At 66.7% G+C, this 16,393-nt stretch carries 17 protein-coding genes; 9 read left to right on the top strand and 8 right to left on the bottom strand.

Annotated elements, in window-relative coordinates:
- Nucleotides 1-5 precede the first annotated feature (5 nt).
- On the bottom strand, nt 6-1,499 hold the full coding sequence (gene dacB / locus KUV65_RS15515) for a D-alanyl-D-alanine carboxypeptidase/D-alanyl-D-alanine endopeptidase (RefSeq protein WP_222191632.1): 1,494 nt from the start codon (nt 1,497-1,499) through the stop codon (nt 6-8).
- A gap of 156 nt (nt 1,500-1,655) precedes the next feature.
- Here dacB and KUV65_RS15510 point away from each other — a divergent pair, with 156 nt between their 5' ends.
- Nucleotides 1,656-2,507, top strand: coding sequence for a DMT family transporter (locus KUV65_RS15510; RefSeq protein WP_222191631.1), 852 nt, complete (start codon nt 1,656-1,658; stop codon nt 2,505-2,507).
- A 4-nt stretch (nt 2,508-2,511) separates the two neighbouring features.
- Here KUV65_RS15510 and KUV65_RS15505 read toward each other — a convergent pair whose 3' ends face one another.
- Nucleotides 2,512-3,111, bottom strand: a complete 600-nt coding sequence (locus KUV65_RS15505; RefSeq protein ID WP_222191630.1) for a nicotinate-nucleotide adenylyltransferase — start codon at nt 3,109-3,111, stop codon at nt 2,512-2,514.
- A 113-nt stretch (nt 3,112-3,224) separates the two neighbouring features.
- Here KUV65_RS15505 and KUV65_RS15500 point away from each other — a divergent pair, with 113 nt between their 5' ends.
- On the top strand, nt 3,225-3,755 hold the full coding sequence (locus KUV65_RS15500; RefSeq protein WP_222191629.1) for a DUF2059 domain-containing protein: 531 nt from the start codon (nt 3,225-3,227) through the stop codon (nt 3,753-3,755).
- Nucleotides 3,756-3,812: 57 nt separating this feature from the next.
- On the opposite strand, the gene KUV65_RS15495 is transcribed toward KUV65_RS15500, so the two are convergent.
- Together KUV65_RS15495 and KUV65_RS15490 are read right to left on the bottom strand one after the other, a co-directional pair.
- On the bottom strand, nt 3,813-4,094 hold the full coding sequence (locus KUV65_RS15495) for a hypothetical protein (RefSeq protein ID WP_222191628.1): 282 nt from the start codon (nt 4,092-4,094) through the stop codon (nt 3,813-3,815).
- A gap of 620 nt (nt 4,095-4,714) precedes the next feature.
- Nucleotides 4,715-5,866: an AI-2E family transporter gene (locus KUV65_RS15490; RefSeq protein ID WP_222191627.1), complete on the bottom strand. Its 1,152-nt coding sequence runs from the start codon at nt 5,864-5,866 to the stop codon at nt 4,715-4,717.
- 111 nt (nt 5,867-5,977) lie between these two features.
- Here KUV65_RS15490 and ettA point away from each other — a divergent pair, with 111 nt between their 5' ends.
- Nucleotides 5,978-7,633: an energy-dependent translational throttle protein EttA gene (ettA, locus tag KUV65_RS15485; protein ID WP_222191626.1), complete on the top strand. Its 1,656-nt coding sequence runs from the start codon at nt 5,978-5,980 to the stop codon at nt 7,631-7,633.
- A 171-nt stretch (nt 7,634-7,804) separates the two neighbouring features.
- On the opposite strand, the gene KUV65_RS15480 is transcribed toward ettA, so the two are convergent.
- Complete coding sequence (locus tag KUV65_RS15480; RefSeq protein ID WP_261331830.1) at nt 7,805-8,425, bottom strand: REP-associated tyrosine transposase; 621 nt, start codon at nt 8,423-8,425, stop codon at nt 7,805-7,807.
- A 24-nt stretch (nt 8,426-8,449) separates the two neighbouring features.
- The gene (locus KUV65_RS15475) at nt 8,450-8,653 is read right to left on the bottom strand and encodes a YgaP family membrane protein (protein ID WP_222191625.1); all 204 of its coding nucleotides are present in this window, start codon (nt 8,651-8,653) and stop codon (nt 8,450-8,452) included.
- A gap of 292 nt (nt 8,654-8,945) precedes the next feature.
- Here KUV65_RS15475 and KUV65_RS15470 point away from each other — a divergent pair, with 292 nt between their 5' ends.
- The 4 genes from KUV65_RS15470 to KUV65_RS15455 all read left to right on the top strand — a co-directional run bounded on the left by KUV65_RS15470 (nt 8,946) and on the right by KUV65_RS15455 (nt 10,844).
- Complete coding sequence (locus KUV65_RS15470) at nt 8,946-9,152, top strand: cold-shock protein (RefSeq protein WP_222191624.1); 207 nt, start codon at nt 8,946-8,948, stop codon at nt 9,150-9,152.
- A 274-nt stretch (nt 9,153-9,426) separates the two neighbouring features.
- Complete coding sequence (locus KUV65_RS15465) at nt 9,427-9,633, top strand: cold-shock protein (protein WP_222191623.1); 207 nt, start codon at nt 9,427-9,429, stop codon at nt 9,631-9,633.
- A gap of 138 nt (nt 9,634-9,771) precedes the next feature.
- A complete protein-coding gene (locus KUV65_RS15460) occupies nt 9,772-10,218 on the top strand; it encodes a thioredoxin family protein (protein WP_222191622.1) in 447 nt (148 codons plus the stop codon).
- Nucleotides 10,219-10,304: 86 nt separating this feature from the next.
- Nucleotides 10,305-10,844 carry a histidine phosphatase family protein gene (locus KUV65_RS15455; protein ID WP_222191621.1) on the top strand — a complete coding sequence of 180 codons (540 nt, stop codon included), beginning with the start codon at nt 10,305-10,307 and terminating at the stop codon, nt 10,842-10,844.
- Between the two features lie 356 nt (nt 10,845-11,200).
- Here KUV65_RS15455 and KUV65_RS15450 read toward each other — a convergent pair whose 3' ends face one another.
- Nucleotides 11,201-11,368, bottom strand: coding sequence for a hypothetical protein (locus KUV65_RS15450; protein ID WP_222191620.1), 168 nt, complete (start codon nt 11,366-11,368; stop codon nt 11,201-11,203).
- Nucleotides 11,369-11,521: 153 nt separating this feature from the next.
- Between KUV65_RS15450 and KUV65_RS15445 the strand changes: the two genes are divergently transcribed.
- Nucleotides 11,522-12,061 (top strand): DUF4329 domain-containing protein, encoded by a 540-nt coding sequence (locus tag KUV65_RS15445; protein WP_222191619.1) that lies wholly within the window; start codon nt 11,522-11,524, stop codon nt 12,059-12,061.
- Between the two features lie 237 nt (nt 12,062-12,298).
- A complete protein-coding gene (gene rsgA / locus KUV65_RS15440) occupies nt 12,299-13,396 on the top strand; it encodes a ribosome small subunit-dependent GTPase A (RefSeq protein WP_222191618.1) in 1,098 nt (365 codons plus the stop codon).
- Between the two features lie 42 nt (nt 13,397-13,438).
- Here the strand turns inward: rsgA and gcvP are convergent, their stop codons facing one another.
- Nucleotides 13,439-16,276, bottom strand: coding sequence for an aminomethyl-transferring glycine dehydrogenase (gcvP, locus tag KUV65_RS15435; RefSeq protein ID WP_222191617.1), 2,838 nt, complete (start codon nt 16,274-16,276; stop codon nt 13,439-13,441).
- Nucleotides 16,277-16,393 lie beyond the last annotated feature (117 nt).

Raw genomic sequence — 16,393 nt, 5'->3', positions numbered from 1 at the left:
ATGGCTCAGGCGTGGACCACGCCCCACCGCTCGATCAGGGCCTGTTGCAGGCGCTTGGCGCGGCCATTGTAGCTGCGCCCGCCTGGCGGGCGTTCCATCTGCGCCTCGGTCAGGGCCGCGCGCCGGTCGAGATCGGCGCAGAAGATCGCAAAGGCGAGGTCGCGCCCCGTGGGCAGGCGGACATAGCCGGCCAGCGTCGAGACGAAGTTGAGCGTGCCGGTCTTGGCGACGACCGAAAGCGGGTGATCGGCCACGGGGTTGCCGGCCGAATCCCGCATCGGGATGTCCTTCATCAGGTTGCGCAAAAGCCCGTTGGGCCCCGCGCTGACCAAGGCGCGGGTCATGTCCTGCGGGCGGATGCGGCTGTCGACCCCAAGGCCCGAGTGATCGACGAAATGCGGGTTGCGGGCGCCAAGACGCTCTTCCATCCAGGCGGCCATCTCGGCCCCGCTTTCGGCCAGCGTGGCCGGGCGCACCCCGCCCGCCTGCGTCGCCAGAAGGCCCACGACCTCGGCGGTGAGATTGGTGGACCACAGCATCATGCCGCGCAGGATATCCTCCAACGGCTCGGAAACATGCTCGACCAGCACGGCGGCATCCGTGGGCGCGCTTTCGGAAAAGGCCGGCCCGTCGAGGACGATGCCGTAGCTTCGCGCGATGGTCTGGAACACCTCGGCCATGTAGGCGGCGGGCCGGCGGGTCGGCAGCCAGCGCGCGCCGCCATTGCCCAGCGCGCCGCGCGCCACGGTCCATTCATCGCGGGTTTCGGTATCCTCGTAGGTGTAGACGGGGAAATCGCGATCCTCGATCACCATGCGCGAGGTCTGCACGCCGGGCGAATAGCTGGCCGAGCGGGCCTGCATGGTGACCGTGTAATCGCCGTTCTCGCGCGTCCATTCGAAATGCACGCGGTTGAAATTGAGGTTCATCGACGAGATCGACGGGTTGTAGCCCGCATGGGGCAGCTGGCCGGGGTCGATCTGGTAGATCGTGGGCAGCGCATCTGTGGCAAGGCGCAACTGGCCCGTCACCTCGCGCACGCCGAAATCGGCCAGCGACCGCGCCATGCCCGCCAGCGCGTCGGTGTCGAAAAGCGGATCGCCCGACCCGATCAACCACAGGTCGCCATCGAGGCGGCCATCGGCCAGCACCCCGTCCGAGACCAGCCGCGTGCGGAACCGGTAGCCGGGGCCGAGCCGGTCGAGCGCGTAAGCGGTCGTCACGGCCTTGGCGACGGAGGCGGGCGGCAGACCGTAGAGCGGGTAGCCAACCTCGAGCATCTCGCCGGTCGTCGCGTCGGCCACGGCAAAGCCGACGCGCCCGCCCAGGTCAGCGCGGGCGATGATGTCGGCGGCATCGGGGATGGTGCGCGCGATGAACCCATCGGGCCGGACCAAGGGCCGCAGCGACCGCTCGGGTGCGCTGGCCCATGCGGGGCCGGCAAGGCTTCCGCCGACGGAGGCTGCTGCCCCGCTTAAAAACGCGCGTCTCGAAACCATTTGGTCAAAAAATCCGTAATGTCGCGAAAGGTTAACCAGAGCGGCGCAGTCGTCTCAAGCCCCTGCCCGGAGGCCGGGATGCGACCCCACGCAAAGGTGATCCCCGGCAGAAAGGCGGGTTTCCGACGCCGCGTCAACAGGATAGAGGCAAGCGCCATGAGGTCCGACACGCTGCGCGCGCTTCCCCTGATGCTTCTGGCCATGGCGCTGATCCCGGCGGGGGACACGGCGGGCAAGCTTTTGACCGGGGGCGAGGGCGTGGCGCCGCTTTGGGTGGCGTTCAGTCGATTCGCGTTGGGTGCGGTGATCCTGGCGCCCTTCGTGCTGCACATCACGCCGCCGCGGATCTTCCTCGACTGGCGCATCTGGCTGCGCACGCTGTTCATCGCGGGTGGCATCGTGTCGATCCTGACGGCGCTGAGGACCGAGCCGATCGCCAATGTCTTCGGCGCGTTCTTCGTCGGGCCCATCCTGTCGTGGCTCCTGTCCGTGTGGCTCCTGCGCGAAGGCTTTTCCTTGCCGCGGCTGGGGCTGGTCTGCGTGGGGTTCCTCGGGGTCATCCTGGTGGTGAAACCGGGCTTTGGCATGACGCCGGGGCTGGGTTTTGCGGTGCTGGCGGGGATTTTCTATGGCGCGTTTCTGACTGCCTCGCGCTGGCTGGCGGGGGTGGCGCGGCCCCGCGCGCTGCTGATGAGCCAGCTGGTGATCGGGGCGCTGGTGCTGGCGCCATTGGGCCTGCCGCAAACACCCGAGATCACGGCGCGGGTGGGCTGGCTGACGCTGGCCTCGGCGCTGGGGTCGATGCTGGGCAACCTGTGCCTGATCCTCGCGTTGCGCATGGCGCCGGCCTCGCGGCTTGCGCCCTTCGTCTACACGCAGTTGATCGCGGCAACCTCGCTGGGGTGGCTGGTCTTCGGGGTCTGGCCCGACGCGCTGGCCTTTGCCGGGCTGGTGATCCTGCTGGTCTCGGGGCTGGCCTCGCTGGGATTGCGCGAGCGCGCGGGCTGAGGGCCTACCAGTCGCCGCGCGCGCGGATCTCGGTCGAAGAGATATCGACCATCGGCAGGTTCAGGAAACACCAGGCTGGCGTCTTTGCCCGGCCCAGAAGAGGCGCCGCGCTGGCGGGCAGGCGCGCCCAATCGTAGACCTGCGCGGCCTTGGCGGTGCGCGCCGAGATGCGCTGACCGGGGCGGGCGAGGACGCCCACGGGCGTGGTCTCCATGATCCAGCGCCAGCGTTGCCAGCGGTCGAACTGCGCAAGGTTGTCGGCCCCCATCAGCCAGACGAAGCGCACGCCGGGATAGAGCGCGCCGAGGCGTTCCAGCGTTTCGGCGGTGTAGCGGGTGCCCAGATGCGCCTCGATCCCCGTCACCTCGATGCGCGGGTGCCGCACGAGGGCGCGGGCGGCGGCAAGGCGACGATCCAGCGGCGCGGGGCCGGAGGCTTTCAGCGGGTTGCCGGGGCTGACCAGCCACCAGACGCGGTCGAGGCCGAAACGCTTGAGCGCCTCGCGGCTGACATGGGCATGGCCCGCGTGGGGCGGATCGAACGACCCCCCGAACAACCCGATCACCTGGCCGGGCGCGGCATATGGCATGACATTGCGCAACATCGCCCGCCCCTTACTGGGTTTGTTCGGCTTGGGAAAGCTTATGCACACGTTGACTTGCCCGGGCGGGCCGTCATGATCTGCGCATCTTTCCCGCCTTTTCCTTGGAGATTTTCATGATCCGCCGTTCCGTTTCCGCCCTTGCCCTGTCGCTGTGCCTTGCCCTTCCGGTGCAGGCCGACCCGCGCGCCGATGCCGAGGCCATCGTTGGCCTGACCATGACCGAAGACCTGTTCGGCGCGGTGATGACGGCGCAAGGCCCGATCATCGCCTCGGCCATCCAGAACGACCTGCGGGCGCAGGGGATCAACCTGGCCGATCCGCAGCGCTTCACCGCCATCCTGACCGAGGTGATGCTGTCGGAGTTCACCCGGCGCATGCAGGAAGAGACCGTGCCGGTCTACCTGAACGCCTTCACGCCCGAGGAACTGGCGGGGATCCTCGCCTTCTACCGGTCGGCGGCGGGGCAGGCGCTGTTGGCGCAGACGCCGATGCTGACGCAACAAGGGTCGAATATCGGCAGCCGGGTGGGGATGGAACTGGGCCCGATGCTGGGCCCGCGCATGGCGGCCCGGCTGGAGGCCGAGCGCATCCAGTTGACAACCGACCCGGCGATGAACCAGCGCCTGATCGACGCCCTGCGCTAAGGGGTGGCGCCGGGGTCACGCGTGGCGCAGCCCCGGGCCTTTTCAAGCGGATGTGCCCTACGGGCCGGGACGGGCGCGCTTGTCGCCCGGGCCATCCCAGTCCGGCGGGGTGTCCGCACCCGTCACATCCCTCACGAGTTGCACGGTATCGCCGACAGGCACGTCGAGAAGCCTGCCGTAATCCACGTCCCGAACGCCGCGCAGGGCGACGTCATCGGCTGAGGCGCTGGCGACACGATGCATGTCGACGAAATGGGGCACGACGCGGCGCAACACGCGGGTCGCAAGAACGGTGCCGCCGACGACAAGCATCGCGCGGCGGCCGGGATCGAAAGCCATGGCTTGGCCTCCTTTCATCGGGTTGGGCACGCCCCCGCCAGCCCGGTCGCGCAACGCGCCGGGGGGCGGGGGTGACCCGTCAAATCTCAGCCCCTCGGGTCATAAGAACCGGAAGGGATCGAACGGAACTGGGGGCGCCTGCGGTTCGGGCCGGCAATGGGCGCGCGGCGGCAGGCCGACATCGCGCCTGAGCGCGTCGGGCATGTCGGCGGTGCCTTGCGGGCCTCCGGTTTGCGGCCAGCGGCACCGCGCGGGGCGATGGGCGACTGTGAAGGGCCGCGCGAACCATGCCCGCAAGGCGGACAGGCGAAGGATGGGTGTATAGCTATGCATGTCAGGCTTTCCTCTGGTGAAGAAAGCCGCCACGTGAGGAGGCATCCGGAAATGAAAAAAGGCCGCGTCATGTGGCGGCCTTCGGATTCGGACAGGAATACGCGCGCCGCGGTTACGGGGTCGGGAGCTCGAAGCTCTTTCGAATGGCGTACGTCCGGTCCATGGGACACTCCTTGGATTTGAGTGGGCGCTGCATAGCCCGACGATGGCGACACGACCAAGCGCTATTGTGCAAGGCGACGGGACGGGCGCCAAAGCGCAGCATTTCGGCAACGGCAGCGCGCGCGTCAGGCGGTCCCCTGCCGCTCCGCGCCGCGGGACTCGAGCAGCACCCCAAGGCGGGTCATGCTGGGCACGTGGTCGGTGATGACCTTGAGAAAGACGAGGATCGGCACGGCCAGAAACGCGCCTGCCGCGCCCCAGAGCCAGACCCAGATCGTCACCGTCAGCAGCACGACGAGCGTGTTCAGCGCCAGTTGCCGCCCCAGTGCCATCGGGGTGACGAACTGCCCCTCGATCGAGGTCAGGACGAAATAGGCCAGCGGGCAGAGCAGCGCCTGCCCCGCCGTGTCGAAGGTGACGAGCGCCACGGCCGCCACGGCGGCGATGCCGAGGATCGCGCCGAGATAGGGCAGGAAATTGAGCAGGAAGGCCGCGATGCCCCAGACCAGCGGATAGGGCATGCCCAGCGCCCAGAGCGACAGGCCGACCGATGCGCCAAGGCCCGCGTTGATCACCGTGATGGCGGCAAGGTAGCGCGACACCTTGTGCTCCACGTCCGAGATGATGCGGCGCGCGCGTATCTTGTCGGACCGCGAGGGCAGAGCGGCGGCGATGCGCGCCTCCAGCGTGTCGCCCGCGCCCAGCATGAAGATCGCCAGTACGAAGGCCAGCGCCAGCGAGGTGCCCGCCCCCGCAAGGCTGGACACCATCGTGCCGAGGAAACCCGGGCCTTCGACCACGACCTCTTGCGGCTGGCTCGGGCCGCCCTGGTCGCCCTGCGCCATGTCCTGCACGTCCTGCGCCATTTCCTGCATCTGCGCCACCGAGGCGGTCAGCTCGCGCAGCTTCCAGCGCAACTCCTGCCCGATGCGGGGGGCTTCCTCGACCAGTTGGCCGAGCGGGCCGGAGGCGGCGTAGATCGCCACGCCGACCCCGGAGCCGAGCGCAAGGATCAGCGCCGGACCGGCCAGCATGGACGGGATGCCAAGGCGCATCGCCGCGCGCGCGGCGGGGCGCAGCGTCAGGGTGATGAGCACGGCCAGAACGATGGGCAAAAGCAGCGTGCGCGCGAAATAGGTCGCCGCCCCGGCTGCAAGGATGGCGATGAAGGTCAGCAACACGCGGATATGGTGCAGATCCCGCCCCTGCGCATCCATTGGCGGGGCGGGCGGGTCCTCGCCACGTCGGGCGAGAGGGAAGGTGTTGTCATCGGCCACGCCAGGGTTCCTTTCGATCACGCTCAACGCACCGTGCCGTGATCGGTTCCGGGCGATTGCCCCTGCCCCGCGCGCCCGTTATCACTCCGCCCAAACCTGCAAGAGGATTCCATGGCCAGCTATCAATATGTCTATCACATGGATGGCGTCTCCAAGACCTATCCCGGTGGCAAGAAATGCTTCGAGAACATCCGCCTCAGCTTCCTTCCCGGCGTGAAGATCGGCGTCGTGGGCGTGAACGGCGCGGGTAAATCCACGCTGCTGCGCATCATGGCGGGCTGGGACAAGGATTTCACCGGCGAGGCCTGGGCCGCCGAGGGCGCGCATGTGGGCTACCTCCCGCAGGAGCCGCAGCTCGACGAAAGCCTGACCGTGCGCGAGAACGTGATGCTGGGCGTGGCCGAGAAGAAGGCCAAGCTGGACCGGTTCAACGAACTGGCGATGAACTACAGCGACGAGACCGCCGAGGAGATGGCGTCGCTGCAGGACCAGATCGACAGCGAGAACCTGTGGGACCTCGACAGCCAGATCGACGTCGCGATGGAGGCCCTGCGCTGCCCGCCCGACGACGCGATGCCCGAGCACCTGTCGGGCGGCGAACGCCGCCGCGTCGCGCTGTGCAAGCTGCTGCTGGAAGCACCCGATATGCTGCTTCTGGACGAACCGACCAACCACCTGGACGCGGAAACCATCGCCTGGCTGCAACAGCACCTGATCGACTACAAGGGCACCTGCCTGATCGTCACCCACGACCGCTATTTCCTGGATGACATCACCGGCTGGATCCTGGAATTGGACCGCGGCCGCGGCATCCCCTATGAGGGCAACTATTCCAGCTGGCTGGAGCAGAAGGCCAAGCGGCTGGAGCAGGAAGCGCGCGAGGACAAGTCCAAGCAGAAGACGCTGGAACGCGAGCTGGAATGGATCCGCGCCGGTGCCAAGGCGCGGCAGGCCAAGCAGAAGGCCCGGATCAACGCCTACGAGGAACTGGCCAGCCAGTCCGAGCGCGAGAAGGTCAGCCGCGCGCAGATCGTCATTCCCAACGGCCCGCGCCTCGGGTCCAAGGTGATCGAGGTCGAAAACCTGAAGAAGGGCTATGGCGACAAGCTGTTGATCGAGAACCTGAGCTTCTCGCTGCCGCCGGGGGGGATCGTCGGCGTGATCGGCCCGAACGGGGCGGGTAAATCCACGCTGTTCCGCATGCTGACCGGGCAGGAACAGCCCGATGACGGCACGCTGGAATATGGCGACACGGTGAAACTGTCCTACGTGGACCAGTCGCGCGATGCGCTGGATGCCGACAAGACGGTCTGGGAAGAGATCTCGGGCGGGGCCGAGGTGATCGAACTGGGCGACGCGACGATGAATTCCCGCGCCTATTGCTCGGCCTTCAACTTCAAGGGCGGCGACCAGCAGAAGAAGGTCGGCCTGCTTTCGGGCGGGGAACGCAACCGGGTGCACATGGCCAAGCTGCTGAAATCGGGCGGCAACGTGCTGCTGCTCGATGAGCCGACCAACGACCTGGACGTGGAGACCCTGCGCGCGCTGGAAGACGCGCTGGAGGATTTCGCGGGCTGCGCCGTGATCATCTCGCACGACCGCTTCTTCCTCGACCGGCTGTGCACCCATATCCTCGCCTTCGAAGGCGAGGCGCATGTGGAGTGGTTCGAGGGCAATTTCGAGGATTACGAGGAAGACAAGAAGCGTCGCCTCGGCCCGGATGCGCTGGAGCCCAAGCGGGTGAAGTACAAGAAGTTCGTGCGGTAGGGCGGGATTGATCCCGCCTGCGCCGGTAGCGGCGGGACAAGTCCCGCCCTACAGGGCCATTCATGCCGGGCTGGGGCGAGGGCAAGGCGCATCACATATTGTTGACGGCGTAGGGCGGGATTGATCCCGCCGTTGGCTAGCCCGATCGTCCAAGGCGAGTCGAGTCCCGCCCTACGCGGCCTCTCCGAAGTCGCCGTCGGGGACGGAGCCGCGCCATTCCGGCTCCACCCGGCCCAAGCGGATATCGCGGTGGATCGAGGATGCAGGCCAGTCCGCAGGACGGGTGACAAACCCGTGCTTGACCGGGTTGCCCCAGCAATAGCGGATGTGCGCCTCAAGATCGCGGTCGTCGCGGCAATGGTGTTCCCAGAATCGGCGTTGCCAAACCGCCCGCTCGCGCTTGTCCGTCTGTAGACCGGGCTTCAGCCCGGCAAACCTGCCCTTTGCGATTTCTGGAAATTCGGTTGGAAACGACTCCGGGCCAAGGCCCGGTCTACGCAATCGCACGCGCAAATCCCTGGTGAACCGCGATTTGATCCGCCCCCAACGCTGGGAATAGTTCGGATCGCTTTCCGGCAAGCGCCAGACCGCGTGCATGTGATCGGGCAGGACGACCCAGGCGAGGATGTCGAAGGGGCGGTCCCTGAGGGTCAGGCGCACGGCCTCTCGCAAGATGTCGAGATGGTCGATAAGCGCCGTCGATCCCTGCTGCGCAAGGCAGACCGTGAAGAACACGGGGACGGGGGACGGGCTGGGGCGGCGGTAATTCGGCATGGGCACAGGATGACCCATGCCGGTTAACACGCAGTGAACGCCTCAGCTGAACGCGCAGCCCTCTTTCACGCCGAGCTTCTTGAACACGATGGCCGCCGGGCACCAGCCGGTGAAGGCCGATTGCAGCATGTTCAGCCCGATGAAGACGGTGAACCACATGAAAAGCGGGCTGACCCAGACGGTCAGGGCCACGCTGAGAAGGATCATCACGCCGGCAAAGGCGAGAACGGCACGGTCGAGGCTCATGGTCGGTCGATCTCCTGTCTGGTGGTCGGGCAAGGCCCGAGGACGCGGAAAGATGCACCACTTGATTGCCACTGTCAACTTTCAACGACACAGGAGGCTGTCGAACGTCGCTTTCTTCCAGGTCTCTACAACTATCGCTTGTGTTCCGCGCGCACAGGGTCCATGAGGCGGGTGCACTGTTATTCTCTTTCGACCTGCTGTTCTCCCTCACCGGCCACAGTCTTTCGATCTTGCACTGACTGAGCCGGGCCGCCGCATTCTGCGGGCGGCATTCATTTGAGGAGATCTCACGATGGCCAATGGCACCGTGAAATGGTTCAACGCCACCAAAGGCTTCGGCTTCATCGAGCCCGAGAACGGCCGCAAGGACGTGTTCGTCCATATCTCGGGCGTGGAACGCTCGGGCCTGACCGGCCTGTCGGACGGGCAAAAGGTCACCTACGACCTCGAAGCCGGCCGTGACGGCCGCGAAAGCGCCGTCAACCTGGCGCTGGTCTGAGGCTGACCCGGCGGTGCACCGCGCCGCCGAGCGACATTTGGAAAGGGCGGCTGCGGCTGCCCTTTTTTTATCGGCCAAACGGCGCCGACGGGCTGCTGGAACGTAGCTTTTCCTTGATTTCGCAAGCGACTCCGCCCATATGTGCGGTGCGATCGTTACCGCACTCGACCAACTGTCTCCTCTACACAAGGCTTCAGTCTCGACCCTGCTACCGACTGACGCCACGCCGCCGCAATCTCGCGGGCGGAGAACAAAAGACTAGGAGACCACGGATATGGCCACTGGCACCGTGAAATGGTTCAACACCACCAAAGGCTACGGCTTCATCGCACCCGACTCGGGCGGCAAGGACGTTTTCGTCCACATCTCGGCTGTCGAGCGGTCTGGCCTGACCGGCCTCGCCGACAACCAGAAGGTCAGCTACGACCTGGAAGCCGGCCGTGACGGTCGCGAGAGCGCGGTGAACCTGCAGGCCCAGTAAGGCCCGCAGTCGCGACGAATTCGAAAGGGGCGCGCCCGGCTCGGGCAGCGCCCCTTTTTCATGGCGGGTCACCGGGCCCCTTGCATGGCTGCGCAGGACATCCGATATATTGACCAAGTCAATTACAGGAGGCCCGCCATGGCCGATCACAAGCTTACCTGCCTGTCCTGCGCCAGCGTGAACCGCGTGCCGGCCGACAAGCTCTCGGCGAATCCGAAATGCGGCACCTGCGGCGCCAAGCTGATGGAGCCGCGCGTGCACGACATCGATACCGCGACCCTGCGCAAGGCGGAGCGGACGGACACCCTGCCCCTGCTGGTGGATTTCTGGGCGCCCTGGTGCGGGCCCTGCCGGATGATGGCCCCCCAGTTCGAGGCCGCCGCGAAAGAGCTGGTGCCGACCGCGCGGCTGGCCAAGGTGAACACGCAGGTCCATGCCGACGCCACGCAGCGCTATGGCATCCGCGGGATCCCCTCGCTGATCCTGTTCCAGAACGGGCAGGAACGTGGACGCATCGCGGGCGCGCGTGCCACGCGCGATATCGTGGCCTTCGTTCAGGGACATGCCGCCGCGCAGACGGCCTGACGCGGCGGGGCTTTTGCCAAAACGGATCGGGATGCTAACCTGACGACGGGCCGTGATGGGCGGCCCGCCATTTGGGGGCTGACATCATGACAGGGTTCACACGACGCGCCGCCCTGGCGCTTGGGCTTGTGGCGGGGCTGACCGCCTGCATGCCGTTTGGGCTGGGGGGCGGCGGCGATGCCGTTACAGGCAGTACTCTGCCCGAAGGCACGCGCATCGTGCTGGTACGCCACATGGACCGCGATGACGGCAATCTCAACCTGATGGGCATTCGCCGGGCCGAGCAACTGGTCGAGGCCATAGCCGACGTGCCGTTGGACGCGATTTTCACCCATGACCTGCCGCGCAACATGGACAGCGCCCGCCCGCTGGCCGAAGCGCGCGGCATCGAGATGACGCTGATCGACCCTGACACGGTGCCCGACACCTTGCCCGGCCTTGCGGCGGGGCGCTCGGTGATCTGGGTCGGCAATACCGGCAATCTCGGGCGGCTTTGGGACACGTTCGGGTTGGACGGCGAAGCCACGCCCGTGACCTATGGCCAGTTGGCGATCATCGAGGCCGGTGCGGGCGGCGTCCTGACCGTGGAAACGCGCCGTTTCGGCCCCCCGCCCGCAGCGGAATAGGCGCACCAGCCCACCGGGCCTTGCGCCCCGCTATCGGATAACCGGCCCGCGATATTGCCTGTCGCGGGCAGCCACCCGCACCCTTCGATCATTGCCCGCCGCATATCGGCGCCAAGCCATAGATCGAAGGAGATGACCGATGCCCGCCACGGCCCACACGCCCCGCCCATCCGGCCCCGCAGCCCCCCTGCCCGATCGCCCGGCCCCCAAGCCGTTCCGGTTCACGGATTGGGCCGCGATCTGACCGCGCCCGGCGCCCATGGAGACTATACAGGAAAAAGCACCAATGCCCGTCGCGCCAGGGGCACGTCCGGGGCATTGGTGATCAATGATGTTTGGAAAAGTGTTGAGACGCCTTAGCCGGACAGCCGGGCGTAGATGACGAGAAGGACCGGAATGGCCATCGCCGCCCAGATGCAGAAGAACATTGCCCTCCGCCCCCAGGTGTTAAAGGTTTTGAGCAGTTCGGTGTCGTCCTCGTCTTCGACGGGGGCGGCCTTGTCGAACACTTCCGTTCGGGTCATGACGTCAGAGCCTCCTGAGTTCTTTGGTGAAGCGGAGGCTAGCGTGCCGCGGCCCCAGGTCCAGTGATCTATGTCAAGACAACGCGCCTTTTACTGGTGCCGAGCCAATTCTTGCGTATCATTCCCCTTGCAGAGTTGGAAAGGAGCCCCTTCATGCGCCGATTTGCCACCCTCGCCCTTGCCGCGGGTCTTGCGCTGAGCGCGCCCGCGACCGCCACCGCGCAAAGCGCCGAGGAAACGGAATACATGATGGGCTTGATGCGGGCGATGAACCAACTCTCGATCCGGTTCAACCGCGAGGTCTGCGGCTTCCTGCTGGTGGATCGCGACGGCAATTTCAGTTCGACCAAGGTCAGTTGGGGGGGGCATGCCTCTTGCGCGTCGCTGCCGCTGGAAGACGGCGTACGCGCGATCTCGTCCTGGCACACCCATGCCGCCTGGGCGCGGCCCTATGACAACGAGGTGCCGTCGATCCAGGATGTCGAGGGTGACATGCGCATGGGCGTGAACGGCTGGGTCGGCACGCCGGGCGGGCGGCTGTGGTATGTCGATGGCCAGACGGGCGATATCCGCCAGATCTGCGGCCCCGACTGTCTGCCGAGTGATCCGGACTCGGTGAACGAGGTGCACGCGGCCCCTGCGCAGGCCTACTCGCTGGATGGACTGTATGGCCGGTTCGGGCGGTCGCGCTGAGGGGGAAAGCCCGGTCACGCGATGCGGAAATTGACAGGCCCCGCGCCGCGGCCTATCCCTGACACCACAACCATGGAGCTTTCATGTCCCGGTGAAGTGGGGAGGCAAAGGTGCCTCCCATCGCAAAACAGGCTTTGAGCGACGCGCGCCTTCGGCGTGAAGAGAGTCGTTTTGCACCTGTTCCCCACTTGACCACATCGCCCTTCTCTCCGGGCCAGATCATGAAAGATCGAGACAATGGTTCGGGATTATTCCCAATTCCTTCCCACATCCGCCAAGGCAAGCCCCGGCACCTCCAAGGCGCAGACGGCGCTTTCCCGGCTGGGCTGGCAGGCGTTCTTCGCGCAGCAAACCACCGTCGATGACATGGCGCGGACGCCGCCCGTGCGCGTCGTCGAAGTGCATCGCAATGGCCTGCATGTCATCGGCGACGGCATCGACACGCTGATCCCGCCAGGGCCCGAGGCCACGGTGGGCGACTGGCTGCTGTTCGAGGCTGACGCCCCGCGCCAGAGCCGGGTCCTGCATCGCAAGAGCCTGTTTTCCCGCCGCGCCCCCGGCAAGGAGCGCAAGCTTCAACTGATCGCGTCCAATGTCGATACGGCCTTTGTCGTGACCTCGTGCAACCTTGATTTCAACGTGGCGCGGCTGGAACGGTTCATCGCGCTGGCCTTCGAGGCCGAGGTGACGCCGGTGATCGTGCTGACCAAGATCGACCTCTGCGAGGACGTATCCCCCTATCTCGACGCGGCGCGGGCGATCTCGGACCGGGTGGCGGTCGTGGCCGTCAACGCGCTGAGCGAACAACCCGTCGCAGCCCTGTCGGATTGGTGCAGGCCGGGGCAGACGGTGGCCTTCCTCGGTTCTTCCGGGGTGGGAAAGTCGACGCTGGTGAACGCGCTATTCCATGCGGATCGCGTGGCCACCCAGGCCATCCGCGAGGATGACAGCAAGGGGCGGCACACCACCACGCGGCGCGAATTGCACATCACGCCCGAGGGCTGCGCGGTGCTGGACACGCCCGGCATGCGCGAGCTGCAACTGGCCGATGCCGAACGCGGGATCGAGGACGTTTTCGCCGACATCACCGCGTTGGCGGCGGGATGCAGGTTCAACGATTGCCAGCACGAGACCGAACCGGGCTGCGCCGTTCTGGCGGCGGTCGAGGCCGGCGAGATCGCGCCCTCACGTCTTGATCGCTGGCGCAAACTGGCCGCCGAAGACCGCTTCAACTCGGCCTCGCTGGCCGAGCGGCGCGCGGGTGACAAGGCCTTCGGCAAGATGGTGCGCGGCGTGAAGCGCGTGCAGCGCGAACACGGGAAATGGCGCCCTTGAGGGCGGGCGGGGCCGCCCCGGTGGTGCGGGGCGGCCCTCGGTTTACTCGGCGGCTTCCATGTAGTCTTCCACCGGCGGGCAGGTGCAAACCAGGTGCCGGTCGCCATAGGCATTGTCGACGCGGTTGACCGGCGGCCAGTACTTGTCGACGCGGAAGGCACCGGGCGGGAAACAGGCCTCTTCCCGGGAATAGGCGCGGTCCCATTCGTGCACCAGGTCGTCCATCGTGTGCGGCGCGTGGCGCAGGGGGCTGTCCTCGATGGCGATCTCGCCCTCGGAAATGGCGCGGGCCTCTTCGCGGATCGACAGCATCGCGGTGATGAAACGATCCAGTTCGGCCTTGGGCTCGGATTCCGTCGGTTCGATCATCAGCGTGCCCGCGACCGGCCAGCTCATGGTCGGCGCGTGGAAGCCGTAATCCATCAGCCGCTTGGCGATATCGTCCACGGTGACGCCGCACTCGGCCATCGGGCGGGTGTCGAGGATCAGCTCATGCGCCACGTGGTCCGATTTGCCGGTATAGAGCACCGGGTAAGCATCGCGCAGCCGTGCGGCCATGTAGTTGGCATTCAGGATCGCAACCTTGGTCGCCTGCGTGATCCCCTCGCCCCCCATCAGCCGGATATAGGCATAGGAGATCGGCAGGATCGAGGCAGAGCCAAAGGGCGCGCCCGAGACCGGACCCTCGGTTCCGCCGGTTTCCGGGTGGCCGGGCAGGAAGGGCGCCAGGTGCGCCTTGACCCCGATCGGCCCCATGCCGGGTCCGCCCCCGCCATGCGGAATGCAAAAGGTCTTGTGCAGGTTCAGGTGGCTGACATCGGCCCCGATCTCGCCGGGTTTGGACAGGCCCACCATCGCGTTCAGGTTCGCCCCGTCGAGATAGACCTGCCCGCCATGGGCATGCGTGATCTCGCAGACCTCGCGCACGGTCTTTTCAAAGACGCCATGGGTCGAGGGATAGGTGATCATGCAGGCGGCCAGCCGGTCGCCCGCGGCCTCGGCCTTGGCGCGGAAATCGTCCAGGTCGATATCGCCGTTGGGCGCGGCCTTCACGACAATCACCTCCATTCCCGCCATATGGGCCGAGGCCGGGTTGGTGCCATGCGCCGAGACCGGGATCAGGCAAACGGTGCGATCCATGTCGCCCCGCGCGCGGTGATAGGCCGAGATGGTCAACAGCCCGGCATATTCGCCCTGCGCGCCCGAATTGGGCTGCATCGACATGGCGTCGTAACCGGTGATCTCGCAGAGCTTCGAGGACAGGTCCTCCAGCATCTCGGCATAGCCCTCGGCCTGGTCGGCCGGGCAGAACGGATGCAGCGAGGCGAACTCGGGCCAGGTGATCGGCATCATCTCGACCGCGGCGTTCAGCTTCATCGTGCAGGACCCCAGCGGGATCATCGCCCGGTCCAGCGCCAGGTCGCGATCGGCGAGGCGGCGCATGTAGCGCGTCATCTCGGCCTCGGAGCGGTTCATGTGAAAGACTGGGTGGGTCAGGTAGTCGCTCTCGCGCAGGAGCGCGTCGGGGATCGCCGGCAGCGTTTGCGGCCCGGCAAAGAGCACGCCGAAGGCGCGGCAGACGGCTTCGAGCTGATCCTCGGTCGTGGTTTCGTCCACCGAGATGCCGATCTTGTCCGCGCCAACGTCGCGCAGGTTCACGCCGCGCGCCACGGCTGCCGCCATGATGCGGTGCTGCATGCCGCCCACCGGCACGGTGATCGTGTCGAAAAAGGTCTTGTTCTCGGGCGCGTAGCCCCCGGCCCGCAGGCTGGCGGCCAGCCGCGCGGCCTTCAGGTGCACGCGCTGCGCGATGGCATGAAGCCCCTTTGCCCCGTGAAACACCGCGTAGAACCCGGCCATCACGGCCAGAAGCGCCTGCGCCGTGCAGACGTTCGAGGTGGCCTTCTCGCGGCGGATATGCTGCTCGCGGGTTTGCAGCGACAGGCGGTAGGCGCGGTTGCCGTTGCTGTCCACCGAGACGCCGATGATGCGGCCCGGCAGCGCGCGCTTGATCTTGTCATGGCAGGCGATGAAGGCCGCGTGCGGCCCGCCATAGCCCATCGGCACGCCGAAACGCTGTGCGCTGCCCACGGCGATATCGGCCCCCATCGCGCCCGGCTCTTTCAACAGCGTCAGCGCCAGCAGATCGGTCGCCATGATGGCGATGGCCTTGGCCTCGTGCAGCGCCGCGATCTGGGCCGTCGGATCGGTCAGGTGCCCGTAGGTGCCCGGATACTGGAAAATCGCGCCAAAGACTGCCGAGGCGTCCAGATCGGCGGGATCGCCCACGATCACCTCGATGCCGAGCGGCGCGGCGCGGGTCTGCATCACGGCGATGTTCTGCGGGTGGCAATTTTCGTCGATGAAAAAGCCGCGCGCCTTGGATTTCGCCACGCGCTCGGCCATGACCATCGCCTCGGCGCAGGCCGTCGCCTCGTCGAGCAGCGAGGCATTGGCGATCTCGAGCCCGGTCAGATCGGCCACCATGGTCTGGAAATTCAGCAGCGCCTCCAACCGGCCCTGCGCGATCTCGGGCTGGTAGGGCGTGTAGGCGGTGTACCAGGCCGGGTTTTCCAGGATGTTGCGCTGGATCGCGGGCGGCGTGTGCGTGCCGTAATAGCCCTGCCCGATCATCGAAACCATCGGCTTGTTCAGCGCCGCGATGCCGCGCATGTGCTCCAGCAACTCGGCCTCCGACATCGGATCCCAGTCGAGCGGGGTCTTCTGCCGGATCGAGCCCGGCAGGGTCTGGTCGATCAGCGTATCAAGGCTGTCGGCACCCACGACCTCCAGCATCTCGGCCATCTCCTGTGGCGAGGGGCCGATATGGCGGCGGTTGGCGAAATCGGTCGGGGCGTAGTCTGAAATCGTCCAGGGCATGGGCCTGTCATCCTCGGGTCTGGCGGGGGTGCGGTGACGATGCGGGCGCGACCGCCCCCATCTTTATCCTTTAAATATGCCGGGGGTCCGGGGGCTGGCCCCCGGTGGCCCGACGGC

Origin of the sequence: Maritalea mobilis (assembly GCF_019800885.1) — a bacterium.
In the GTDB taxonomy this organism is placed as follows: Bacteria; Pseudomonadota; Alphaproteobacteria; order Rhodobacterales; family Rhodobacteraceae; genus Roseibacterium; species Roseibacterium beibuensis.
Note: the sequence above shows the minus strand (reverse complement) of the source record. Positions and strands in the feature narration are given on the sequence as shown.